The sequence below is a fragment of the Pseudomonas chlororaphis subsp. chlororaphis genome, assembly GCF_003945765.1.
Classification (GTDB): domain Bacteria; phylum Pseudomonadota; class Gammaproteobacteria; order Pseudomonadales; family Pseudomonadaceae; genus Aquipseudomonas; species Aquipseudomonas chlororaphis.
In genome coordinates this window covers 972,506-997,500 of sequence record NZ_CP027712.1, presented here as the reverse complement: position 1 = coordinate 997,500, position 24,995 = coordinate 972,506, and the positions used below count along the sequence as shown (strand labels likewise).

The window sequence follows — 24,995 nt, the reverse complement described above, 5'->3', positions numbered from 1 at the left end:
AAAAAGGCGCCGCGGTGACCCGCGGCGCCTCATCTGTGTTGACCAAACCCCTCCTGCCGGATTGCGCATCAGTCCGGCAGGAGGGGTTTCTTTTTTCCGCCAGCCTGGCTCAGCCCTGGCTAGCCTCGTCGTCGCTGTCGGGGTCCGGCTCGTCGGTGGTCGAATCGTCATCGCCCTCGCTACCACCCTGCCCCTGGTCGCCCGGCTCGGATTCCGACTTGGCGATCATCTGCACCCCGTTCTGCAAATGCCCCGGCCCCCAGAAACCCGGCACCCGTGCGGCCTGGTCGCCGGCCCAGGCCGCGGATATGCCCAGCGACAACAGCACCAGCACCTTGAGCAACAGCACACCCCGTTGGAAGACATTCATGTTGATTCCGTCCCTTTATGTAGGTGAATCAATGATGGCCACAGACCCTGACCTGCAAGGCGCGCTTTCGTATGAAACCTTGCCCCTGAAACCTAGCCCCGAAGCTGGCGCTTTTCCAGATAGGGAGCTAGCTATCCGCCCACTGGATAGACGGCTTTCGACTAGGCCCTAAAACCTGCGGTTATGCCCTGCTTCCGTAGGAGCTGCCGGTCGACGCTCGATTGCTCGCGATGGGCTGCGTAGCGGCCCCAAACCTGCCAACGCCGTTCTGCCGGGAGAAAATCGTTGCCCGAACCGGCGCTTTCGCGGGCAAGCCTCGCTCCTACGGGGATAACGCAACGTCAAGACCTACACGCAGAGCGCCCTGCACGCATATCAGATTCATCTTATTCATCGATATGCCCGGGATCGATAGCATTCCCTCCCCCCGGCTGAAACTCATCCACAACACCATCGATCCCTATCATCGAGCAGCACATTCAGCACAGCGGGCTAAGCGAATCTTTCCTCAACAAGCGGAAGAGAAAAGCCTTCTTCATTCATTTTCACGACCTGCCAGGAGTCATCCATGCTTTTCAAGAAAATGCTGTCGGCATTGACACTGCTTGCCACGCTAGCCGGAACCCATTCGGCTTTTGCCGCATGTAGATGGGACTATTACCCGCCACCAGGAGGAAGATTCACCATACCTCCGCTGGCAGGCACCACTAGCCTATCCCCGGCACCAATCGGCCAAGTCATGGCGTCACAGACAATCTCTTTTTCAAAAGGGAGCTACTACCCCATATCCTGCAATTACGATTACGTGGGCATGACCATGAATGTCACTGGGCTGGAACCTGCCGGGTTGCCCAATGTGCACAAAACCAGTGTTGAAGGTGTCGGAGTCAGAATCGGTTTCGATGTCCCATCCAGCTGGAACTGGGGAGAGATCAAATATCCGCCGTTTCAAAGAGGGACACATCCACTCGCTCCCGTGCCCCTTCCCACCCATGTGGTCATTGAATTCGTCCGCACTGGCACCGCCGTGGGCAAGGGCCCGATCTCATTCGGTTTCAAGGCCGAATTCTGGGCACCCGGTATAACCACTGTCCCTTTTGTCGGTACGGGCCTGACGACCGATGTGACCAACAGCATTTACTTCAGCGCCTGCGAAGCACAGGTCAAGAGCATCATCGTCCCAATGGGAAAAGTCGCCGTCGCCAATATCCGTACAGGCAACACCCAGGCGCAGAATTTCAATTTGAATGTGTACTGCAAGGGCCTGCGCCCCACCCAGCCGGCACCGGTCAAGATCTATTTCGAAGGCGCCACCACCAGCGATGGCCTGCTCAAGTTCAACGATGCCGGGCAAAGCCATGTCGCCAGCGGCGCGGCCATCGAACTCACCAACGGCAAGGGCACCCGGCTTCCCTTCACCCCGGGCAAGGCCCTCAACCTTGACTGGCAATACAGCCAACCCGACGCCGAGGTCTACCATTTTGCTGGCCAGGCCCGTTACGTCCCGAGCGGTGGCGAGGTGAAAGCCGGTAAAGCCGATGCGGTGGTCAGTTATGTGCTGGTGTACAACTGAGCCGGATCCCACCCTGGTGTGCCGGATGCGCTTCGCGCCTCACAGGCCTGCCACGCATCCGTAGGAGCTGCCGGTCGACGCTCGATTGCTCGTGATGGGCTGCGCAGCGGCCCCAAACCTGCCAACTCCGTTCTGCCGGGAGAAAATCATTGCCCGAACCGGTGCTTTCGCGGGCAAGCCTCGCTCCTGCAGCATAGGGACATAAAAAAGCCCCGCTGTCTGGCAGCGGGGCTTTTGGTTGGGGCGTCGCTCAGACCTTAGTGATGCTCGCGGGTCGCGCGGAATTTCACGTCGGGCCAGCGCTCTTCCATCAGCGCCAGGTTGACCCGGGTCGGGGCCAGGTAGGTCAGGTGGCCGCCGCCGTCCAGTGCCAGGTTTTCCACGGCCTTGTTGGAAAATTCCTCGAGCTTCTTCTTGTCGCTGCAATCGATCCAGCGCGCGGACCACACGGTGATCGGCTCGTAGGAGCACTCGACCTTGTATTCCTCTTTCAGGCGGCTGGCGACCACATCGAACTGCAGCACACCGACGGCGCCGAGGATGATGTCGTTGCTGCGCTCGGGGAAGAACACCTGGGTCGCGCCTTCTTCGGCCAGCTGTTGCAGGCCCTGGCGCAGTTGCTTGGATTTCAGCGGGTCCTTCAGGCGCACGCGGCGGAACAGTTCCGGGGCGAAGTGCGGGATACCGGTGAAGCCCAGGGCCTCGCCCTCGGTGAAGGTGTCGCCGATCTGGATGGTGCCGTGGTTGTGCAAGCCGATGATGTCGCCGGCGTAGGCTTCTTCGAGCTGTTCACGCTCGGAGGAGAAGAAGGTCAACGCATCGCCGATGCGCACGTCCTTGCCGGTGCGCACGTGGCGCATTTTCATGCCTTTCTCGTACTTGCCCGAGCAGATGCGCATGAAGGCGATACGGTCGCGGTGCTTGGGGTCCATGTTCGCCTGGATCTTGAACACGAAGCCGGTGAACTTCTCTTCCTGCGGCTCCACGGTACGCTCGTTGGCCACGCGCGCCAGCGGCAGCGGCGCCCAGTCGACGACGGCGTCGAGCACGTGGTCCACACCGAAGTTGCCCAGGGCGGTACCGAAAAACACCGGGGTCAGCTGGCCGTCCATGAACGCCTGCTGGTCGAACTCATGGCAGGCGCCCTGCACCAGCTCCAACTGCTCGATGAAGCGCTCGTACTCGTCGCCCAGGTGGGCGCGGGCTTCATCGGAATCGAGCTTCTCGATGATCTTGGTTTCGGTGCGCTCGTGACCGTGGCCGGGGGTGTAGACAATGATGTAGTCGCCCGCCAGGTGGTACACACCCTTGAAGTCGCGGTAGCAACCGATCGGCCAGGTGATGGGCGCCGCCTTGATCTTCAGGACCGCTTCGATTTCGTCGAGCAGTTCGATCGGGTCGCGGATGTCACGATCGAGCTTGTTGATGAAGCTGACGATCGGCGTGTCGCGCAGACGGCAGACGTCCATCAGGGCGATGGTCCGTGGCTCTACGCCCTTACCGCCGTCGAGCACCATCAGCGCCGAATCCACCGCGGTCAGGGTGCGGTAGGTGTCTTCCGAGAAGTCTTCGTGGCCCGGGGTGTCGAGCAGGTTGATCATGTGTTCGCGATAAGGGAACTGCATGACCGACGTGGTAATGGAAATACCGCGCTGCTTCTCCATCTCCATCCAGTCGGAGGTGGCGTGGCGGTCGGACTTGCGGGACTTCACCGTACCGGCAACGGCAATCGCCTTGCCCATCAGCAAGAGCTTCTCGGTGATGGTGGTTTTACCCGCATCCGGGTGGGAAATAATGGCGAAAGTGCGGCGTTTCGCGACTTCGGCGGCCTGTTTGGTCATGGGAAATCGCCTGGCAGGTGATTCAAAAAAAGGGCGGCGAGTATAGCGCAAAGCAAGCTCCACGGACCACCGTTCGGCCCTCGCCCCTGCAACCCTTGCCCCTGTGGCCGCTGCCGAGCAGCGCGAGGCTGCGATCAGGCTGGGCGGCATTGCGATGTTGCTCTGTCAGGTATGCCGAGGAGGCAGGTTCTGCGACGGCTGCGCCGCCGATCGCAGCCTCGCTGCGCTCGGCAGCGGCTACGGGAGGCCAGGCATCAGAGATATCGGAGTTATGGGATTGAGGGTGGCCAAACGCTGCCAAATATGGAACCTTTTAAAAGGTGGAGGCGTCCACTCCCCTGTTACGAGCTTTCGTCAGGGGTAGAAAAATCAGCAAGTTAGCCTGACGAGGCTATGCGTATGGCTCGATCCCGCGCTGTTTCCAGCGCATCGACGAGCTGCTTCTCGCGACCGTTCTTTTGGCAGCCAGGTATGGCCTTGCCACACGAAAGAATGCTCGCCGACATGAAAAAGGAGTCCGCCTGTGGCTATTCGCTATGGCAAAGGGCTGATAGGAGGCGCGGCGGTCATCGCTCTCCTGGCCCTGCTGGTCCACTGGATCGGCATCAGTACGATCGAACACTACCGCGACGATCTGTTGTTTTACCTGCAAGCCCATCTGTACCTGGTACTCGCTTCAATGTTCGCCGCCCTCGTGGTGGGGATACCCGCCGGCATCTTCCTCAGCCGACCGCAGATGGTCGGGCGTGCCGAGCGCTTCATGCAGGTGTTCAACATCGGTAACACCGTCCCTCCCCTGGCCGTCCTGGCCATCGCTCTGGGGATCCTCGGCATCGGCAGCGGGCCGGCCATCTTCGCCTTGTTCCTCGCCTCCTTGCTGCCCATCGTGCGCAACACCTACGAAGGCCTGAAAAACGTCCAGGGTTCCCTCAAGGAAGCCGCCGTCGGCATCGGCATGACGCCGCGCCAGGTGCTGTGGAAAGTCGAGCTGCCCAACGCCGTGCCGATCATCATCGGTGGCGTGCGCGTGGCCCTGGCGATCAACGTCGGTACCGCGCCGCTGGCCTTCCTGATCGGCGCCAACAGCCTCGGCAGCCTGATCTTCCCCGGCATCGCCCTGAACAACCAGCCGCAACTGCTGCTCGGCGCAGCCTGCACCGCCTTGCTGGCGCTGCTGCTCGACGGCCTGGTGACACTGGCCAGCCGCCTCTGGCTGGAACGCGGCCTGCGCCCGTCTTAAGCCTGCGCGAAGGAATTCACATGAAAAAAATAGCTTTGATCATAGGCTGCGTCCTGCTGTGCGCGGGAATTGCCCAGGCCGCGCAAAAACCGGTGATCCGCATCGGCGCCCGGGTCTTCACCGAGCAGACGCTGCTGGCGGAAATCACCTCGCAGTACCTGCGCGGCAAGGGCTACGACACCCGGGTCACCGGCGGCCTGGGCAGCAACCTGGCACGCAGCGCCCACGAAAGCGGGCAACTGGACATGCTCTGGGAATACACCGGGGTGTCCCTGGTGGCCTACAACCACGTGACGGAAAAACTCGACAGCCAACAGTCCTACGACCGGGTCAAGGAACTCGACGGGAAAAAAGGCCTGGTCTGGCTGACCCCGTCGAAATTCAGCAATACCTACGCCCTGGCCCTGCCGAAAAACGTCGCGGACGCATACCCGCAGATCAACAGCGTCAGCGACCTGAAACACGTCCTCGACGCCGAACGCCAGGACCACCACCTGATCGCCCTGGATACCGAGTTCGCCAACCGCTCCGACGGCCTGCAAGGCATGGTCAAGCTGTACGGCATGGACCTGACCCGCAAGAACATCCGGCAGATGGACGCCGGGCTGGTCTACACCGCCCTGCGCAACGGCCAGGTGTTCGCCGGCCTGGTGTACACCACCGACGGCCGGCTCAATGCCTTCAAGCTGAAATTGCTCAACGACGACCTGCATTACTTCCCGGACTACACCGCGGCCCCCGTGGTGCGCCAGGCCTACCTCGACGCCCACCCGCAACTGGCCGCCGACCTCAAGCCGCTGGCCGAACTGTTCGACGACGAAACCATGCGCCAGCTCAACGCCCGGGTCGACGTCGACCATGAAAGCCCATCCGCCGTTGCCGCAGATTTCCTGCGCCAGCATCCACTGAATTGAGGGAGGAAAGAGCCATGGAATTTCTCAACGCCTTTTCCCATCTCGACTGGCAGCAAGTCATCCAGCTGACCTGGCAGCACATCACCCTGGTGGGCATCGCCGTGACCCTGGCGATCCTCTTCGGCGTGCCCCTGGGCATCCTGATGACCCGCTTCCCGAGCCTGGCCGGCCCGCTGCAAGCCAGCGCCACCGTGCTGCTGACCATTCCGTCGATCGCCCTGTTCGGCCTGCTGCTGCCGTTCTATTCCAGGTTCGGCCAGGGCCTGGGGCCGCTGCCGGCGATCACCGCGGTGTTTCTCTACTCCCTGTTGCCGATTATGCGTAACACCTACCTGGCGCTGACCGGCGTCGAGCCGGGGATTCGCGAAGCCGCCCGCGGCATCGGCATGACCTTCGGCCAGCGCCTGCGCATGGTCGAGTTGCCGATCGCCGTGCCAGTGATCCTCGCCGGCGTGCGTACCGCGGTGGTGATGAACATCGGTGTGATGACCATCGCCGCCACCATCGGTGCCGGCGGCCTGGGTGTGCTCATTCTTGCTTCCATCAGCCGCAGCGACATGTCGATGCTGATCGTCGGCGCGGTGCTGGTCAGCCTCCTGGCCATCTTCGCCGACCTGCTTCTGCAATGGCTGCAACGTTCGCTGACTCCAAAAGGACTGCTCAAATGATCGAACTTCAAAACCTGACCAAGACCTTCCAAAGCAACGGCAAGACCATCACCGCCGTCGACTCCGTAAGCCTGACCGTCAATGAAGGCGAAATCTGTGTGTTCCTTGGGCCATCGGGCTGCGGCAAGAGCACCACGCTGAAGATGATCAACCGCCTGATCATGCCCACCTCGGGCAAGGTGCTGATCAATGGCGAAGACACCACCGGCCTGGACGAAGTGACCCTGCGCCGCAACATCGGCTACGTGATCCAGCAGATCGGCCTGTTCCCCAACATGACCATCGAGGAAAACATTGTGGTGGTGCCCAAGCTGCTGGGTTGGGACAAGCAGAAATGCCATGACCGCGCCCGCGAGCTGATGAGCATGATCAAGCTCGAACCCAAGCAATATCTGCATCGCTACCCACGGGAACTGTCGGGAGGCCAGCAACAGCGGATCGGCGTGATCCGCGCACTGGCGGCCGATGCGCCGCTGCTGTTGATGGACGAACCTTTCGGCGCGGTCGACCCGATCAACCGCGAGATGATCCAGAACGAGTTCTTCGAGATGCAGCGGGCGCTGAACAAGACCGTGATCATGGTCAGCCACGACATCGACGAAGCCATCAAGCTCGGCGACAAGATCGCCATCTTCCGCGCCGGCAAGCTGTTGCAGATCGACCATCCGGACACCCTGCTGGCCCATCCGGCGGACGAGTTCGTCAGCAACTTCGTCGGCCAGGACAGCACCCTCAAGCGCCTGCTGCTGGTGAAGGCCGAGGACGCCGCCGACAACGCGCCGTCGGTGAGCCCGGAAACGCCGGTGGCCGACGCCCTGGAACTGATGGACGAACACGACCGCCGCTACCTGGTGGTGACCTGCGCCGACAACAAGGCCCTGGGGTATGTGCGCCGCCGCGACCTGCACCGCCAGGCCGGCACCTGCGCCCAGTACCTGCGCGAATTCAACGCCACCGCCGCCTACGACGAACACCTGCGGATCCTGCTGTCGCGGATGTACGAGTTCAACCGTTCGTGGCTGCCGGTGCTGGATGCCGAGCGGGTGTTCCTCGGTGAGGTGACCCAGGAATCGATTGCCGCCTACCTCAGCTCCGGGCGCTCGCGCGGCATGAAGACCAACATCGTCTCGCCGGCCGAGACAGCATTGGCCTGACCTGCCGCATCGGCCGGATCGTGTAGCCGCTGCCGAAGAATGAGGCTGCGATCGGCCGCGAAGCGGCCGTGCCCCCTGCCCTCGGTGCCCTGATATACCGAGGTGCCGGGTCTGCGCCTGCTTCGCAGTCGATCGCAGCCTCGTGCCTCGGCAGCGGCTACAGTGCCTCGCGGCACCAGCCCGCACTGGGCCCCTCACGCCACGGATTCCCCACCCTGGGGAACATCAGCCTGTCATCTGGGTCGGTTACATAAATGACTGGCTCGGGCCACGCGACGAACGCGTGCAAAAACGCGACATTTTTTGTTGATCTCAGGCCCCTCACGCCCTAAAGTTCGCGCCGAACGTCCATGCTGGAAACGATCCATCCGGCTCAAGTACTGACGACGAGACAGCAAGGCCATAGGGAAACCTTTTGCAGATCGTTTGAGAGCGTAGCGAGCGCAGGCAAGACAAGGCGGGAAGAGGCGAGGAAGCGGAGTTTACTGGCTGTAAATGAGCATTCCGAGCCTCTCCCCAACGCAGTATTGCTCGCGTAGCGCCGAAGGCGCACAGCACGCAGTAGCTCTCAAACGATCTGGGTGGCCTTTTTGCTTTCGGCGGCAATGCCTTGGGAAGTAGGCGAACCAAAGTGGGGATACGGAGGACGTTCATTTGCACCCATTGTTTTTACCCGTTTGCCATTAGGAGCTCCCAGGTATGTCGATTCAGGTCGAAGACTATTTCGCGCGCGAAACCTTTCAGAAAATGAAGGCGTTCGCCGACAAGCAAGAAACCCCGTTCGTGGTCATCGACACCCAGATGATCGCCCAGGCCTACGATGACCTGCGTGCCGGTTTCGAGTTCGCCAAGGTCTACTACGCGGTAAAGGCCAACCCGGCCGTCGAAATCATCGACCTGCTGCGGGAAAAAGGTTCGAACTTCGACATCGCCTCGATCTACGAGCTGGACAAGGTGCTGGGCCGCGGCGTCAGCCCGGACCAGATCAGCTACGGCAACACCATCAAGAAATCCAAGGACATCCGCTACTTCTACGAGAAGGGCGTGCGTCTGTATGCCACCGACTCCGAAGCCGACCTGCGCAACATCGCCAAGGCCGCGCCGGGCTCGAAAGTCTATGTGCGCATCCTCACCGAAGGCTCGACCACCGCTGACTGGCCGCTGTCGCGCAAGTTCGGCTGCCAGACCGACATGGCCATGGACCTGCTGATCCTCGCCCGCGACCTGGGCCTGGTGCCTTACGGCGTGTCGTTCCACGTGGGTTCGCAACAGCGCGACATCAGCGTCTGGGACGCGGCGATCGCCAAGGTCAAGGTGATCTTCGAGCGCCTGAAGGAAGAAGATGGCATCCACCTCAAGCTGATCAACATGGGTGGCGGCTTCCCGGCCAACTACATCACCCGGACCAACAGCCTGGAAACCTACGCCGAGGAAATCATCCGCTTCCTCAAGGAAGACTTCGGCGACGAGCTGCCGGAAATCATCCTCGAGCCTGGCCGTTCGCTGATCGCCAACGCCGGCATCCTGGTCAGCGAAGTGGTGCTGGTGGCGCGTAAATCCCGGACCGCCGTGGAACGCTGGATCTACACCGACGTGGGCAAATTCTCCGGCCTGATCGAAACCATGGACGAAGCCATCAAGTTCCCGATCTGGACCGAGAAAAAAGGCGAGACGGAAGAAGTGGTGATCGCCGGCCCGACCTGCGACAGCGCCGACATCATGTACGAGAACTACAAGTACGGCCTGCCGCTGAACCTGGCCATCGGCGACCGCCTGTACTGGCTGTCCACCGGTGCCTACACCACCAGCTACAGCGCTGTGGAATTCAACGGCTTCCCGCCCCTGAAATCCTTCTACCTGTAAGCGCCACGCCGCAACGAAAAAGCCCATGACTGGTCATGGGCTTTTTCATTCAGGGCATCGGGCGACTCGACTCACTAGCGGTCTTCTCGTACATGCCACACTCGCAGGATGTAGAGCGTCGCATCCTGGATCTCGTAACGCATCTCGTAAGGCCCGACCAATAAACGCCGAACATCGCGAGGCTGAAACTCCTCCAACTGTTCGCCGATACGCGGATTGGTCAGCAAGGTATCCGGGGCCTGCGTGAGCGATTGCACAGTTCGAGCTGCCACCGAACGGTTCACCGGAGCAAGAAACTCAAACAGTCGGGCCAGGTCCGACAGTGCCTTGCTCGTCCATTTCAATTCCCTCACTTGGGCACCGGCAAAGGCTTGTCACTCATCAGGCTTTCAGCCCATGCCTGGACCGCCTGGTGATCGATGACCCGCCCAACATCCACATCGGCCAAAGCCTCATGGGTCAGGCGACTGCGTTCCTCTTCCTGATCGACCCACGCCACCAGAGCCTGCTTGACGATCCAGCCGCGCGAGCGCTCCAGCCGAGAGGCCATCTGGTCGACCTTGTCGGCCAACTCCAACGGCACATGTGCGGTCAGCACTTTAGTTGCGGTCATGATGGTTCTATCTCCGCCGTATCAAAATGATGAAGAGTGATTAACTTTCAATCATAGTGATTTACACCTGAGCAGCAAGCAGCGCCAAGTCCCGCTCGTCACCCAGCTCTGCCGCACGCTGGTGATAGGCCAGGGCCAGGCCGCGGATCTGCGGATGGGCCGCCTGCAACAAGGCGCCGCGGGCGACCCGCAGGAAATTCAGGTTGCCGCCTTCCAGGGCCTTGTTTAGCCAAGCCAGCGCCTCGTCGATACGCCCGGCATCGGCGAGCACCGCGGCATGGCTGAACTGCCCACGAAAATCCCCACCCTCGGCGGAACGGCGATACCAGTCACAGGCCGCCGCGACATCCCTGGGGCAGTGACGCCCCTCCTCCAGATAACGGCCCAACAGGTTCATGGATTTGGCGTGCCCCATGGTGGCCGCCCGCTGGTAGCAGCTCAAGGCCAGGGCCTGGTTTTCAGCGACCCCGCGACCGGTGGCCAGCAGGTTGGCGTAGTTGTACAGCGCCCAGTCAAGCCCGGCTTCGGCGGCCTGGCGATAATGCCCGGCGGCGGCCTGGGCATCGGCCTCGCAGCCCCAGCCATGCTCGTGGCAACGCCCCAGCATGTTGCGCGCCATCAGTTGCCCGCCCTTGGCGGCGATCGCGAACCAGCGCAGCGCCAGCGCCTGGTCGCGCTCGATGCCCAGACCATCGAGCAGGATCTGCCCGAGCAGCGCCTGGGCATCCGGCACGCCCTGCCCGGCCGCCAGCAGGATCGCCTGGGCGGCCCGGGCCGGGCTCTGTTCGAGCATGGCGCGCAGTTGCTCGCCGTCGAGGACTTCCTCGCGGCGTAACTGGAAACTCACGGCTTACACCTCGACCCAGCGACGCAACAGGTTGTGGTAGGTGCCGGTCAGGCGGATCAGCGACGGATGCTCCGGCATGTCGCGGGTCAGTTGCTGGATCGCCTCGTCCATCTCGAACAGCAGGGCGCGCTGGCTGTCTTCGCGCACCAGGCTCTGGGTCCAGAAGAACGACGCGTAACGGGTGCCGCGGGTGACCGCGTTGACCTTGTGCAGGCTGGTGCCCGGGTACAGCACCATGTCGCCGGCCGGCAGCTTCACCCGCTGGGTGCCGAAGGTGTCCTGGATTTCCAGCTCGCCGCCGTCGTAGTCCTCCGGGTCGCTGAAAAACAGGGTCGACGACAGGTCGGTCCGCACCCGCTCGACGCTGCCCTTGGGCTGGCGCACAGCGTTGTCGATATGAAAGTCGAAACTGCCACCGGCGGTGTAGCAGTTGAGCAGCGGCGGGAAAACCTTGTGCGGCAGCGCCGCCGACATGAAGCGCGGGTGCTGCCACAGGCGCTCGAGCATCGCCGCGCCAATCTCCTGGGCCAGCGGATGGCCCTCGGGCAGTTGCAGGTTGTGCTTGGCCTTGGCCGACTGGTAACCGGCGGTGATCTTGCCGTCGGCCCAGTCCGCCTGCTCCAGGGCCTCACGGATACGCAGCACTTCTTCACGGGAGAACAGGCCGGGAATATGCAGGAGCATGAGGCAATACCTGAAAGAAAAGGGGGTGCAAATGATATTGATTCTTATTGCAAATGTAAAATGCGCAGACGAATGAAAGCGTAAAAACCGTAAAGCGAAATTGTAAAGAATGTAAATTCCATGCGAATAGCAATATTTCGCAATTGATACATAGACTTGTTCGCCTTATATTCCGCCGCCTCAAATCCTTGGGGAGGGGAATCACCATGTCGCGCCAACCACCACAATTACCGCTCGGTTCACCACGCCTGCTGGCGTCTGCGATTGGCGTGGCGATCACCGCCGGCTCCGCAGCCCATATGGCTTATGCCGCGGAAAACACCGAGAAGAAAGCCGCCGGCAATGCCATTTCCCTGGATGCCACCAGCATCACTGGCGAAGCCCAGGACCAGACGTCCTACCAGGTCGAAAAAGCCTCGTCGCAGAAGTACACCGCACCGCTGGTCAACACGCCGCGCTCGGTCACCGTGGTGCCTCAACAAGTGCTCAAGGACACCGCCGCCACCTCGCTGCAGGATGCGCTGCGCACCGTGCCGGGCATTACTTTCGGCGCCGGCGAAGGCGGCAACCCGCAAGGCGACCGTCCGTTCATCCGTGGCTTCGATGCCCAGGGCGACACCTACCTCGATGGCGTGCGCGATACCGGCGGCCAGAGCCGCGAGATCTTCGACATCGAATCGATCGAAGTCAGCAAGGGGCCCAACTCCTCCTTCGGCGGTCGTGGCTCGGCCGGTGGCAGCCTCAACCTGGTGAGCAAGACGCCCAAGCAGCAAGACTTCCTCAACGGCGGCTTCACCTACGGTTCCGACCAGACCCGCCGTTATGTGCTGGACGTCAACCGCCAGTTCCTCGACAGCGCCGCCTTCCGCCTGAACCTGATGAGCCACGAGCAGAACGTGGCCGGTCGCGACGCCGTCAACTACGACCGCTGGGGCGTGGCACCGTCCCTGACCTTCGGCCTGGGCACCCCAACCCGGGTCAACTTCAGCTACTACCACATGGAAAGCGACGATCTGCCGGATTCGGGCATTCCCTATGGCTACAGCTCGGCCAGCGCCACCGCCCACAAGCACGACAAACCCACCGACGGCGGCGACAGCGACAACTTCTATGGCTTGAAGGATCGGGACTTCCGCAAGACCCGCGCGGACATCAGCACCGTCTCCATCGAGCACGACCTGAACGACAACATGACGCTGAAAAACACCCTGCGTCATGGCAACACCGGCCAGGACTACATCCTCACCCAGCCGGACGACAGCAAGTTCAACGTCAACAAGTACGGAACCGTGTGGCGTCGCGCCAACTCGCGGGTGTCCACCACCGAAACCACCACCAACCAGACCGATCTGTTCGGCGAATTCCAGGCCCTGGGCTTCAAGCACACCTACTCCACGGGCCTTGAGTTCACTGGCGAAGAGACACGCGTCAGCAGCTACAACATCGCCGGCAACACCGCGAAAGTCTGTAATCCGGGCAGCATCCCCAGCTGCACCTCGCTGAGCAACCCGAACCCGGACGACGCCTGGACCGGCGCCATTAGCCGCAACTACAACGGCACCAACACCAAAGCCACCAGCCGCGCGGCCTATGTGTTCGACACCATCGAACTCGATCCGCAATGGCTGCTCAACGTCGGCCTGCGCTACGACACCTTCGACACCGAGGCCAATACCAACGCCGCCACCGGACGCACCAAGATCAAGGACGACAGCCAGTTCTGGAACTGGCAGGCCGGCCTGGTGTGGAAACCGACGGACAACGGCAGCGTCTACGCCTCCTACGCCACCTCGGCCTCGCCAGCGGGCGGCCTGGTCGGCGAGGGCGCGGACGGCAACCCATTGTCCGCCGGCGCCAGCGTCAGCGATCTGCAACCGGAAGAAACCGTCAACTACGAGCTGGGCACCAAGTGGGACGTGTTCAACGACCGCCTGTCCCTGACCGCCGCGGTGTTCCGTACCGAGAAGAAAAACACCCGCATCCTGGTGGACGCCCTGACCTACCAGAACGCCGGTGAATCCCGCGTCGACGGCCTGGAGCTGTCGGCCAGCGGCAAGATCACCGACAAGTGGCAAGTCTTCGCCGGCTACAGCTACCTGAAAAGCGAGCTGGTGGACGCCGGCCTCAATGGGCGTAACGGGGTCGTCAGCGCCGGTTCGAACAAAGGCAATGAAATGCCGAACACGCCGAAAAACAGCTTCAGCCTGTGGACCACTTATGAAGTGTTGCCGAAGCTGACCGTAGGCGGCGGTGCGTTCTATGTCGACGAGGTGTATGGCGATGCCGGCAATACCGTGTATGTGCCGTCCTACACCCGCTACGACGCCATGGCCAGCTACAAGCTGAGCAAGAACGTCGACCTGCAGCTGAACGTGCAGAACCTGACCGACAAGACCTACTACGACAAAGCCTACTCGGCGCACTTTGCCAACCAGGCAGCCGGCCGTACCGCCTTGTTCACCACCAACTTCCACTTCTGACGAGGTGGAATGCGACGCCTGGCGCATCCGGGCGTCGTGTAGCCGCTGCCGAAGGCTGCGATAAGGCCGCAGGCCTTCAGCGATCTCTAGATCCCGCGCCCGCGTTGTCGGAATACCGCCCAGATCGATCGCAGCCTTCGGCAGCGGCTACACCCCATAAGCCCCACACATTTTCATGAGTGGGGCTTTTGTGCGTAAGAAAGAATGTTTCTCGACAACTCACGGCATAATGCGCGCCGTGGCACAGACTTAAGAACCAACGAGGCGGTCGATGTGTTGAAGAAAACCCTGTTCCAGTTGCACTGGTTTTTCGGCATCAGCGCCGGCCTGGTCCTGGCCTTGATGGGCATTACCGGCGCGACGGTGTCGTTCCAGGATGAAATCCTGCGTGCCCTCAACCCTTCCACACTGCAGGTGGAAAAGCAGCCGGCCGGCGTCCTGCCACCCGCCGAGCTGGTGGAAAAAATCCAGGCGGCCTCGGGCAAGACCGTGTCGATGCTCACCGTGGAAGCCGACAGCGGCAACGCTGCCCGCGTGTGGTTCACCCCGCCACCAGGCCAGCGCCGTGGCGAAATGCGTTATTTCGACCCCTACACCGGCGAATTCATGGGCGCCGCCCTGGGCCAGGACTTCTTCGGCCTGATGCTGCAACTGCACCGTTTCCTGGCCATGGGCGACAGCGGCCGGCAGATCACCGGCGCCTGCACCCTGATCCTGATTTTCTTCTGCCTGTCCGGCCTCTACCTGCGCTGGCCGCGCCAGGTGGCGAGCTGGCGCGCCTGGCTGACCCTGGACTGGGCGAAAAAAGGCCGTGGCTTCAACTGGGACCTGCACGCCGTGGCCGGGACCTGGTGCCTGTTGTTCTATCTACTGGCCGCGCTGACTGGCTTGTCCTGGTCCTACGAGTGGTACAACAAGGGCCTGAACAAACTGCTGGCCGACTCGCCACAGAGCCAACGCATGAAAAACCGGGGCGCGCCGCCCAAGGGCCCGGCGCCGACCGCCGACTACAACGCCATGTGGCTGGGTATCTACAGCACCGCCGGCAAGGACCTGAGTTCCTACAACATCCGCATGCCAGCAGTGGCCGGCCAGCCGGCGACCGTGTTCTACCTGCTGAAGAATTCGCCCCATGACCGGGCGCTGAACCAGATCACCATCGACCCCAAGAGCGGCGTGGTCAGCCGCCATGACCGCTACAGCGACAAGAGCCTTAAGGCCCAGCTGCTGACCAGCATCTATGCCCTGCACGTGGGCAGCTACTTCGGCATTGTCGGGCGGATCCTGGTGACCATTGCTTCGCTGACCATGCCGCTGTTCTTTATCACCGGCTGGCTGCTGTACCTGGATCGCCGGCGCAAGAAACGCCAGATCAAGGACGCGCGCCAGGGCCTGAGCACCGACACCGGCGATGCCTCGGCCTGGCTGATCGGCTTCGCCAGCCAGAGCGGTTTCGCCGAACAACTGGCCTGGCAGACCGCCGGGCAATTGCAGGCCGCCGGCGTACCGACCAAGGTCCAGCCGCTGGCCAGCGTCAGCGAGCAGGACCTGCTCAATACCCAGAACGCATTGTTCGTGGTCAGCACCTTCGGCGACGGCGAAGCGCCGGACAGCGCCCGGGGCTTCGAGCGCAAGGTATTGGGCCGCGCCCTGTCCCTGGACAACCTCAAGTACGCCGTACTGGGCCTGGGCGACCGGCAATACCCGCACTTCTGCGGTTTTGCCAAGCGCCTGCATGGCTGGCTGGCCGAACATGGCGGCAACACCCTGTTCGCCCCGGTGGAAGTCGACAGCGGCGACAGCTACGCCTTGCGCCACTGGCAGCAGCAACTGGGCCAGTTGATCGGCCAGGCGCCGGTGGACCTGTGGCAGGCACCCGCCTACGACAACTGGACCCTGAACCAACGCGAGCTGTTGAACCCGGACAGCAGCGGTTCGGGCGTCTACCTGCTGGGCCTCACCCCACCGCAGCCGAGCAGCTGGCTGGCCGGCGACCTGGTAGAAGTGCTGCCGCGCAATTGCGCGTGGGCCATCGAGTTCTTCCTCGACGGCCTCGGCCTGGACGGCAGCGCCACGGTGCAGCTCGACGGCCTGACGGAAACCCTGACCCAGGCCCTGGCCAGCCGCCAGCTCCCGGAAAACCGTGCCCACCTGGTGGGCCTGCATGCCCAGGCGCTGGTCGATGCCCTGGTGCCGCTGGCCATGCGCGAATACTCCATCGCCTCGATTGCCAGCGATGGCCAGCTGGAGTTGCTGGTGCGCCAGGAGCGTCACCCCGACGGCAGCCTGGGCATCGGCTCCGGCTGGCTCACCGAGCATGCGCCGGTCGGTTCGGCCATCAGCCTGCGGGTGCGGCGCAACAGCGGCTTCCATCTGCCGGCCGAGCCTTGCCCGCTGATCCTGCTGGGTAACGGCACGGGCCTGGCCGGCTTGCGCAGCCTGCTCAAGGCGCGCATCGCCGACGGCCAACAAGACAACTGGCTGATCTTCGGCGAGCGCAACGCCGAGCATGACTTTTATTGCAAGGACGAGTTGCAGGAATGGCTGACCGCCGGCGATCTGCGCCGCCTGGACCTGGCGTTCTCCCGCGACCAGGCCGAGAAGATCTACGTCCAGGATCGCCTGCGCCAACAGGCCGAACGCCTCAAGCAATGGCTGGCCGACGGCGCCGCGATCTACATCTGCGGCAGCCTGCAAGGCATGGCCTCGGGCGTGGATCAGGTGCTCAACGAGGTGCTGGGCGCCGAGGTCGTCGAACAGCTGATCGAACAAGGCCGCTATCGCCGCGACGTCTACTGACCCACTCCACGCTTCTGTAGGAGCGAAGCTTGCTCGCGATAGGCCAAAGGCCGGTAGCGGCCTTGATACCGCCATCGCGGGCAATCCTCGCTCCTACATGACTACACCGGCTGCAACTTGCGCTCGAACACCGCCACCCCGTCCAGGTCCCGCAGCGTCACCTTCAACTCCCCGCTCTGCCCTTCGATCTGCACCTCGCCGAAGAACTGGAACCCGGCGAACGGAGAGGTGTTCTGCGCCGGCGGCGCCTTCTGGAACACCACCTCCGGGCCGAAGGTCTGGTCCAGCGCGTTGGGCCCGAAACTGCCGGCATTCAAAGGCCCGGCGACGAATTCCCAGAACGGTTCGAAATCCTGGAACGCCGCGCGGTCCGGGTGGTAATGGTGCGCCGCGCAGTAGTGCACATCCGCCGTCAGCCACACATGGTTGCGCACCTTGTGCTTGCGCAGGAACGCCAGCAACTCGGCGATCTCCAGCTCGCGGCCCTGGGCCGGGCCCGGGTCGCCATTGGCGATCGCCTCCCAGCGCGGCACGCCGGGGCTGACCTCGCCGTCCGGCACGCCAAGGCCGATGGGCATGTCGGCCGCCACCACCTTCCACTGCGCCTTGGAGTGCTTGAGCCCCTGCTTGAGCCAGTCCAGCTGTTCGCGGCCGAGGAACGGCTTGGCCGCGCCAAGGTTGTCGTCGTTGCCGCCGCGATAGCTGCGCATGTCCAGCACGAACACATCCAGCAGCGGCCCGTAGCTCAGCTTGCGATAGATGCGCCCGCCCTGGTCGGCGCTCTGCAAGCGCATCGGCGCGTACTCCAGCCAGGCCTGCCGCGCACGCCCCACCAGGGTGTGGATATCTTTGTTGGTGTAGCGCTCATCCAGCACCTTGCTCGGCGACCAGTTGTTGACCACCTCATGGTCGTCCCACTGCCAGATCTGCGGCACCTCGGCGTTGAAGCGCCGCACGTTCTCGTCCAGCAGGTTGTAGCGGTAGTTGCCGCGGTATTCGTCGAGGGTCTCGGCGACCTTGCTCTTGGCCTCGGTGGTGATATTGCGCCACACCCGGCCGTTCTCGGTGGTCAACTGCGCCGGCACCGGGCCGTCGGCGTAAATGGTGTCGCCGCTGTGGATAAAAAAGTCCGGCAGGCGCCGGCGCATGGCCTCGTAGATGCGCATGCCGCCAATGTCCGGGTTGATGCCAAAACCCTGGCCGACGGTGTCGCCGCTCCACACAAAACGGATATCGCGGCGAGTCTGCGGCACGCTGCGCAAATGGCCGAACCAGGGCTTGCTGCGCACGCCGGTCTGCGCGTCCTCGAAATACACCCGATAAAAAATCGCCTGATCGGTGGGTAAACCGCCCAGCTCGACCCGCGCGGTGAAGTCGGTGCGGGCATCGACCAGCGGCGAGACAAACCGCCGCGGATTGCTGAACAGGCTGCGGGTATCCCACTCCACCACCATCCGCGCCGGCCGGTCGGTACGGCTCCAGACCATCGCCCGATCGCCCAGCAAATCCCCGGATTGCACGCCATCGACCATCTTCGGCCGGTCCTTGGGCGACGCGATCACCACCGGCGCCAGCCCCGGCAGCAACAACCCCGCACCCGCCACCTGAATCAAACGCCGCCGACCGAGAGTGAAATCGCTCATGGTTGCTCCCTGACCACCTGTCAAAAGGCAACCTTAGTAGGCGGCGATGAAGGGGATATGACAAGGGACGGGGCTGGCAAATGTCATGGCTGCAAAAACGGGACGCGGTGTTATTCCCGGCACTGGCGGATGCTGGGGGATAGGCGTTGGGGCTGCCTGTACGGCAGTGAACGCCTGTTCCGCGAGTGCAGACATTCGTTCAGGCTCGATCATCTGTGGCGAGCGGCTCGTAATCGAATGCTACCTGCCCGCCGCAGCTGTCAGCGTGTGCTCATTCAGGGTGATTCAAGGACGGAAAGGATCAGGCCCGCCATTTACTGTGGAGCAGGACAGCTCTTGGCTGCGGCCTGGAGTGCCTTGCCGTAATCCACGTAAGTTTCTGGATCGTATGGCTCTGCAGTAATCCTGAAACTCGACTTGCCCTGGTAGTTAATTCTCTGCCTAACTTTCAATGCCCACTGCCTACCATCATGCCTGGCTAGCAGATCAAAAATGTGCGAATTGAGATCGCTGTTTTCATCCAGGCCGGAGTAGAGATAGCGTAGTTTTTTGTACCAGCCGTCAATTCCAGTTATCGCTCTAATTGCCACCTTTGCCTGCTCCCTGTCAGTCTCTTTCAGGGAGTACATGTCACTGATTGTTAGCTTCCCGGTTCCTTCAAGCTCTGCTATTGGTGCTGTTAGTGGTTCACGACTGATCAAGCGCGAATATTCACAGTCAAACACCCAGCGACCGGTCTTTACATAATCGTCGGCATAGATCACCACGCCGTTGCCAAAATCCGTCTTGAATTTGCTCGTCATCAACTTGAACCCGTAGTAACTCGCAACCAGTAGTAGCGGTGAGAAAATGGCTATTGCGATCCAGAAGGGCTTACTTCGGTAGAAACTCAAAATGGCCTCCTGGTACTCCAATGGGCGTGTCGCCTGAAATCACAGGGTTGATAGCTCCCATGGTCTGGTCCTGTTTCACCAGATCCACCAGCTCCTGGAGCTGTGCCTGCTTTTACTGTGGAACAGGACAGCTCTTGGCGGCGGCCTGGAGCGCCTTTGCGTAGTCCACGTAGGTTTTGGGATCGTAGGGTTCAATAGTCACGGTAAAGTGAGACATGCCGTCGTAGCCGATTGACTGGTCTACCTCCACAGCCCATGACCGGCCAGCGTGCTGGGCGACCAGATAGAACGCATGGGAATTCAAGTCGCTACTCTCATCCAGTGCAGAGTAGAGATAGCGCAGATTCTTATACCAGTCGCGATTGCCCGTAACAGCCTTCAATGCCTCCTTGGCAGGCTGCTCGTCTACCTCTTTCAGGAGGGCATTGCCAATGGTGAGTCTCCCTACGCTTTCCAGTTCGGAGAGAGGGACTGGCAGCGGCTCACGGCTGATCAATCGTGAATACTCGCAGTCGAACACCCAGCGTCCGGTCTTCACGTAATCGTCGGCATAGATCACTACGCCGTTGCCCAAGTCTGTCTTGTATACACTCGTCATTACCTTGAGTCCGTAGTTGGCCGCGGTCAGCAGCAAGGGAGAAATAATTGTGACGGCTATCCAGAAGCCTTTACTTCGGTAGAAACTCAAAATGGCCTCCTGGTACGCCAACTGGTGTGTCACCTGAGATCACAGGGTTGATGGCCCCCATGGTCTGATAGGTGAACCTATGTTTCTTGTGAGATAGCTTTCGCTCGTCCTTCAATGTGCCCCACTTCCTGCACCATTCTTTCCCAGGTGCTGCGTTGCCACTGATTCCGCAAAGATCGCCCATGCGGCGCTCATCGAACGAACCCCAGGTGTTCTTGTAGTCCGAGCGTCGAACAAAGGCGTGCACCTTGATCTGCAGATGATTGGCCAGCAACTGCGCCAGGCTCTCATTCGTCTGCGGAAAGAACTGAATGCCGTCTTCGACGGGGAAGTCCGAGCGATTACCCATGCCGGTCCTACAGGCGTAACTGTCGATCTGCGCCGAACTGGTAAACGCCGAAGGTAAAATTTTATCGTAGCTCAGTACATCCAAGGACATTTGGAAGTCCCCGGCAAGCTGATAGCCAAAGGCGATCCGATGCGGAACTCCGTGGCTGAATAGCGATAGGTGTTCGATGGGGGATTGCTTGCGGTCCTTGCCTTGGTTCAGGTAGTCGATCAGCTCCTGGACGTTGGCCACGCCAATAAAGCCAGCACCATAGCCATCGGCGGATCCGCGTGCAGCACTGAGCATTGCTTCACTGTACGACGGAGTGAATACCACCAGCGTCCGCGCCAGGGCAGGCTTGCTGCGCTTGAATTCAGCCAGCTCGCGCACAGCCTGGCCGATGAACATCATTTGGTTGCCCGAGCTTGTGTCGTGCTGGCTGCCGGCGACTGCGATTAGCTCGGGAGTCAACGGCTCCTTCGGGGTTGTTAAGGACGAACTGCCAGGTTGCACCAGAGCGCCCGAGAGCAAGGCGCGCTGCTCCAGTTGTGGATCGGCCAACAGCTCAGACATCAGCTGATCGTTCACTGAGCCGTCCGCGCGCACGGCACCTAGCTTGGCGAAGTCAACGATAGCCTGGATTGCTGCACCACCGAACTGGAAGCCTCCGAAAGTATCGGGGCTGCCCGAGATGATCGTTCCGCCGTGACTGGTAGGGCTGCCCAGGTGAGCCATTGGGCGCCCGTTCAAGATGATCGAGGGAAACCCCGTGGTAATAACCGCACCACAACCGCAGGTGTCTCCAACTCGGGCGGCACCCATGAAGTTGATGTTTATGTCACTGGAAGCGGAGGTAATCGAGGTGGTGCCATGACCTGGAAGTGGGCAGACGTGTTTGTCGCCCAGGCGAGCAGAGGGGAGCATTTATCATCCTTGCCTTAGCTGATCCGTGGGGGGAGGCTCTGATTCTTTGCAACTCCCCGAACCTAGCAAGTGGCGAAAGGCAAGGCTGTAAGACGATTCTGAACTTTGATGACGTGGCTGTTTTGGTAGCTCGCCTCTTACGGGTCTACAGACAAAAAACGCCCCGACCGGGATCGAGGCGAGCTCCCACTCTACCGACCATTAACGCCAGTCGTTAAAGCGAGTTGGGCCATACCTTCAATGCGTTTATCGCAGCTGCCTATTCGGCAGTGAACCCGTTCGCCCTGGGCGACGCGGTCAGCGGCCAGTTGTCGATCAGAGGCGATTACCGTCGAGCAAGGCGTCCACCACTCCGCGCGCCATCTCCACGGAATGCACCAACGACCAGATCAGGCCACGCTCGATACCGCTGGCGTGTTCGGTGATTTCGTCGGAAACCTCCTCGGCGGATTTGAGCAGCATAGAGACGTGAAGCAACGCCTCTTCGGCGCTGATGCCGGGGCGGACGGTGAAGAGCGAATCGTTACCCGCAGGCCCCGCCGCGGTGGGTTTCAAGGCTGCGAGCAACGAACCTTCCACCGGATGGTTGGCCAACGCCTGACGGACCTGCTCATTGGCCTGGTCGTGGTCTGGATTGCGGCGTGAGAACGGCAGGGAAACGGGTGGATCGGGGACGAGTTTTTTCATGGTGTAACTCCCGAGCAATGGAGCGTTCACCCGTCGCTGCTAAACGATTGAGGGTGGCAGCTGGACGCGGGTTAGCAGACCAGGGCTCAGGAACCCGGCGCACCCGAAGGTGCCCCACGTACAGCCGCCATAACAGACCAGCCAGAATAAAATCCGACCAGGAAGACATGGTGTCTTATACGCCTGAGACTTACCGAGCTGCTAAACCCGGCCACTGAAAAACCAGTGACAAACCCGAGGCTAGACAGCGCCCTTCCCAGACGCAAGCGGCCCGGAGTTTCTCGGAAAAGCCTTACAAAGGAAAGCGAAGAGCCTCACTTTCAGACAGCGTCTTACACAACAAACCTGTCAGCCGCGGGACCTGATCGCGAGCAAGCTTGCTCCTACAAAAAACTCCGATATAACCGCGATCCCTGTAGCCGCTGCCGCAGGCTGCGATAGGACCGAAGGTCCTCCAGCGGGCTCAAGATCCTGCGCCTGCTGCGCAGTCGATCGCAGCCTCGCAGGCTCGGCAGCGGCTACAGGGTTTAACGTCGGCCACCCGGCCACCATCAAACCGCAACATCGCTTTTGCTCCGGCTTTGGCTCCGGCTTTGGCTTTGGCTTTGGCTTTGGCTTTTGATTCTGCTCTTGATCCACCCGCCCCATCGGAAGGCCGAGTGGAGGTGTTCATCAGGGGGATGGCGCGCAGCGCCCCTCGACGCAGTCGAGGACATCGTATGGAGGTTGAAGCGAAGCCGACCGGAGTCGATGCCCCCTGATGGACGCCGGAGCGAGGGAACCTGAGCGCAGCGAAGGCCGTACGCAGGGGCAAGCGTTTTTTGGTTACTTTTTTTGGCGTTTGAAAAAAAGTGACTCGCCGTAAGGGCGAAACCGCCAGCAGCCGTTACCGCAGAAACGGATATGTACCCCGTCCAAAAAATGCAGCGCCGGAGCGGGCGCAATCGCGGGCAAGCCTCGCTCCTACAGAGTCAGCGATCACCAGAAACAACAATGGCGCCACCCGGGCGCCATCGAAGTCAACGCAGAACAGCCATCAGGCCTTGGCCGGCTCCAGCGCCAGCTCAGCCGCCTCCGGCCGCTTCACCAGCGCATACACCACCGCCGTCAGCAAACTCCCCGCCACAATCGCCAGCAAATACAACAACGCATGGTTGATCGCATTCGGAATCAGCATCACAAACAACCCACCATGGGGCGCCATCAGTTTGCAGCCGAAATACATCGACAGCGCCCCGGTCAGCGCGCCGCCGGCGATGCTCGCCGGGATCACCCGCAACGGGTCCTTGGCGGCGAACGGAATCGCCCCTTCGGAGATAAAGCACAGCCCCAGCACCAGCGCCGCCTTGCCGGCTTCCCGCTCGCTCTGGGCAAACTTGCGCCGGGCGATAAAGGTGGCGATGCCCAGGCCGATCGGCGGCACCATGCCGGCGGCCATGGTCGCCGCCATCGGTGCATAACTCTGCGACGCCAGCAGCCCCACGGAGAAGGCATAGGCCGCCTTGTTGATCGGCCCGCCAAGGTCGACGCACATCATGCCGCCGAGCAGTACCCCGAGCAGGATCGCGTTGGTGGTGCCCATGCTGTCGAGGAAGTGGGTCAGGCCGGCGAGCATGCCCGCCACCGGCTTGCCCACCACATAGATCATCACCAGGCCGGTGAACAGGCTGGCCAGCAACGGGATGATCAAGATCGGCTTCAAGGCCTCCAGGCTCTGGGGCAAGCGCGCGTATTTACTGATGGCCTTGGCCGCATAGCCGGCGATGAAACCGGCAATGATCCCGCCGATAAAGCCCGCGCCCAGGGTGCTGGCGAGCATGCCGCCGATCATCCCCGGCGCCAGGCCCGGGCGGTCGGCGATGGAATAGGCAATGTAACCGGCCAGCAACGGCACCATCAGCTTGAACGCGGTGTCGCCGCCGATCTGCATCAGCGCCGCGGCCAGGGTCCCCTCCTCCTTGAACGCGGTGATGCCGAAGACGAAGGACAGGGCGATCATCAAGCCCCCCGCCACCACCATCGGCAGCATGAACGACACACCGGTCAGCAGGTGCTTGTAGACCCCGGTTTTCTCTTGCTTGGCCGGCGCCGCGCCAGCGCCCGCCGCTGCCGATTCCACCTGGCCTTCGGCCAGGGCCTTGTTCAGGGTCGCCTCGGCTTGCTTGAGGGCGATGCCGGTACCGCAGCGGTAGATCTTCTTGCCGGCGAAGCGCTCGGTGGGCACTTCGATGTCCGCGGCCAGCAGCACCACGTCCGCCGCGGCGATGGCTTCGGCGCTCAACGGATTGCGCGCACCCACCGAGCCCTGGGTTTCCACTTGCAGCTCGTACCCCAAGCGCTTGGCGGTCTGCTGCAAGGCCTCGGCCGCCATAAAGGTGTGGGCCACGCCGGTCGGGCAAGCGGTGACCGCCACCAGCCGTGGCGCGTTCTTGCTGGCCGGCGCGGGCTCGGCCACGGCTGCGGCCGCGGCATACACCTGGGCCTCCTCGGCGCCACGGCGCAGCACGCCGTCGACGTCCTGCAGGGCCACGGAAGGCGAGCTCTGGAACACCCGTTTGCCGACGAAGCGCGACATGTCCAAAGGCCCGGTGCTGACCACCAGCACCCACTCGGCCGCTTCGAGGGTGGCGGCCGACAATTGCCGTTCCGGGTGCGCCTCGTCATGCACTTCGACGCTGGTGCTCCAGCCCTGGCGCTGGGCCGCGGCGTCCAGCAACCGGGCGCACAGCACACTGGTGACCATGCCGTTCGGGCAGGCGGTAACAATGGCTAACTTCATGACCAAC

At 61.9% G+C, this 24,995-nt stretch carries 20 protein-coding genes; 8 read left to right on the top strand and 12 right to left on the bottom strand.

From position 1 onward, the window contains the following. Nucleotides 1–109: 109 nt before the first annotated feature. On the bottom strand, nt 110–370 hold the full coding sequence (locus tag C4K27_RS04350) for a hypothetical protein (RefSeq protein ID WP_053259629.1): 261 nt from the start codon (nt 368–370) through the stop codon (nt 110–112). Between the two features lie 568 nt (nt 371–938). On the opposite strand from C4K27_RS04350, the gene C4K27_RS31150 reads away from it, so the two are divergent. Then, nucleotides 939–1,943 (top strand): fimbrial protein, encoded by a 1,005-nt coding sequence (locus C4K27_RS31150; protein WP_162235119.1) that lies wholly within the window; start codon nt 939–941, stop codon nt 1,941–1,943. Nucleotides 1,944–2,200: 257 nt separating this feature from the next. Here the strand turns inward: C4K27_RS31150 and C4K27_RS04340 are convergent, their stop codons facing one another. Continuing rightward, nucleotides 2,201–3,784, bottom strand: a complete 1,584-nt coding sequence (locus tag C4K27_RS04340; protein ID WP_007923830.1) for a peptide chain release factor 3 — start codon at nt 3,782–3,784, stop codon at nt 2,201–2,203. Between the two features lie 523 nt (nt 3,785–4,307). Here C4K27_RS04340 and C4K27_RS04335 point away from each other — a divergent pair. The 5 genes from C4K27_RS04335 to C4K27_RS04315 all read left to right on the top strand — a co-directional run bounded on the left by C4K27_RS04335 (nt 4,308) and on the right by C4K27_RS04315 (nt 9,623). Continuing rightward, nucleotides 4,308–5,024, top strand: a complete 717-nt coding sequence (locus C4K27_RS04335) for an ABC transporter permease (RefSeq protein WP_009042154.1) — start codon at nt 4,308–4,310, stop codon at nt 5,022–5,024. Nucleotides 5,025–5,044: 20 nt separating this feature from the next. Beyond that, nucleotides 5,045–5,938: a glycine betaine ABC transporter substrate-binding protein gene (locus C4K27_RS04330; protein WP_053259628.1), complete on the top strand. Its 894-nt coding sequence runs from the start codon at nt 5,045–5,047 to the stop codon at nt 5,936–5,938. Between the two features lie 14 nt (nt 5,939–5,952). Next, nucleotides 5,953–6,606 carry an ABC transporter permease gene (locus C4K27_RS04325; RefSeq protein WP_053259627.1) on the top strand — a complete coding sequence of 218 codons (654 nt, stop codon included), beginning with the start codon at nt 5,953–5,955 and terminating at the stop codon, nt 6,604–6,606. After that, the gene (locus tag C4K27_RS04320; RefSeq protein WP_007923834.1) at nt 6,603–7,760 is read left to right on the top strand and encodes an osmoprotectant ABC transporter ATP-binding protein OsmV; all 1,158 of its coding nucleotides are present in this window, start codon (nt 6,603–6,605) and stop codon (nt 7,758–7,760) included. Before C4K27_RS04325 ends, C4K27_RS04320 begins: the two co-directional genes overlap by 4 nt. Before the next feature lie 699 nt (nt 7,761–8,459). Continuing rightward, nucleotides 8,460–9,623: a type III PLP-dependent enzyme gene (locus C4K27_RS04315; RefSeq protein ID WP_009042150.1), complete on the top strand. Its 1,164-nt coding sequence runs from the start codon at nt 8,460–8,462 to the stop codon at nt 9,621–9,623. A gap of 74 nt (nt 9,624–9,697) precedes the next feature. Here the strand turns inward: C4K27_RS04315 and C4K27_RS04310 are convergent, their stop codons facing one another. The 4 genes from C4K27_RS04310 to C4K27_RS04295 form a co-directional block, all read right to left on the bottom strand. Then, nucleotides 9,698–9,976 (bottom strand): type II toxin-antitoxin system RelE/ParE family toxin, encoded by a 279-nt coding sequence (locus C4K27_RS04310; RefSeq protein WP_009042149.1) that lies wholly within the window; start codon nt 9,974–9,976, stop codon nt 9,698–9,700. Beyond that, on the bottom strand, nt 9,973–10,236 hold the full coding sequence (locus tag C4K27_RS04305; protein WP_053259626.1) for a CopG family ribbon-helix-helix protein: 264 nt from the start codon (nt 10,234–10,236) through the stop codon (nt 9,973–9,975). Before C4K27_RS04305 ends, C4K27_RS04310 begins: the two co-directional genes overlap by 4 nt. Nucleotides 10,237–10,297: 61 nt before the next feature. Then, complete coding sequence (locus tag C4K27_RS04300) at nt 10,298–11,083, bottom strand: tetratricopeptide repeat protein (protein WP_053259625.1); 786 nt, start codon at nt 11,081–11,083, stop codon at nt 10,298–10,300. Between the two features lie 3 nt (nt 11,084–11,086). Then, the gene (locus tag C4K27_RS04295) at nt 11,087–11,767 is read right to left on the bottom strand and encodes a Fe2+-dependent dioxygenase (RefSeq protein ID WP_009042146.1); all 681 of its coding nucleotides are present in this window, start codon (nt 11,765–11,767) and stop codon (nt 11,087–11,089) included. A 206-nt stretch (nt 11,768–11,973) separates the two neighbouring features. Here C4K27_RS04295 and C4K27_RS04290 point away from each other — a divergent pair, with 206 nt between their 5' ends. Together C4K27_RS04290 and C4K27_RS04285 are read left to right on the top strand one after the other, a co-directional pair. Next, nucleotides 11,974–14,247, top strand: coding sequence for a TonB-dependent receptor (locus tag C4K27_RS04290; protein WP_053259624.1), 2,274 nt, complete (start codon nt 11,974–11,976; stop codon nt 14,245–14,247). Nucleotides 14,248–14,520: 273 nt separating this feature from the next. Further along, entirely contained in the window at nt 14,521–17,046 is a 2,526-nt protein-coding gene (locus C4K27_RS04285) for a PepSY domain-containing protein (protein WP_053259623.1), read from the top strand. A 101-nt stretch (nt 17,047–17,147) separates the two neighbouring features. Here C4K27_RS04285 and C4K27_RS04280 read toward each other — a convergent pair whose 3' ends face one another. From C4K27_RS04280 to C4K27_RS04255, 6 genes are all read right to left on the bottom strand, one after another. Continuing rightward, nucleotides 17,148–18,689 (bottom strand): alkaline phosphatase D family protein, encoded by a 1,542-nt coding sequence (locus C4K27_RS04280; protein ID WP_053259622.1) that lies wholly within the window; start codon nt 18,687–18,689, stop codon nt 17,148–17,150. 314 nt (nt 18,690–19,003) lie between these two features. Continuing rightward, nucleotides 19,004–19,582 (bottom strand): hypothetical protein, encoded by a 579-nt coding sequence (locus tag C4K27_RS04275; RefSeq protein ID WP_125737963.1) that lies wholly within the window; start codon nt 19,580–19,582, stop codon nt 19,004–19,006. A gap of 112 nt (nt 19,583–19,694) precedes the next feature. Further along, on the bottom strand, nt 19,695–20,270 hold the full coding sequence (locus tag C4K27_RS04270; protein ID WP_053259620.1) for a hypothetical protein: 576 nt from the start codon (nt 20,268–20,270) through the stop codon (nt 19,695–19,697). Continuing rightward, nucleotides 20,251–21,522, bottom strand: coding sequence for a PAAR domain-containing protein (locus tag C4K27_RS04265; RefSeq protein WP_053259619.1), 1,272 nt, complete (start codon nt 21,520–21,522; stop codon nt 20,251–20,253). Before C4K27_RS04265 ends, C4K27_RS04270 begins: the two co-directional genes overlap by 20 nt. 315 nt (nt 21,523–21,837) lie before the next feature. Further along, nucleotides 21,838–22,209, bottom strand: a complete 372-nt coding sequence (locus C4K27_RS04260; protein WP_053259618.1) for a DUF6124 family protein — start codon at nt 22,207–22,209, stop codon at nt 21,838–21,840. Nucleotides 22,210–23,245: 1,036 nt separating this feature from the next. Further along, a complete protein-coding gene (locus tag C4K27_RS04255) occupies nt 23,246–24,988 on the bottom strand; it encodes a PTS fructose-like transporter subunit IIB (protein WP_053259617.1) in 1,743 nt (580 codons plus the stop codon). Nucleotides 24,989–24,995: the final 7 nt, after the last annotated feature.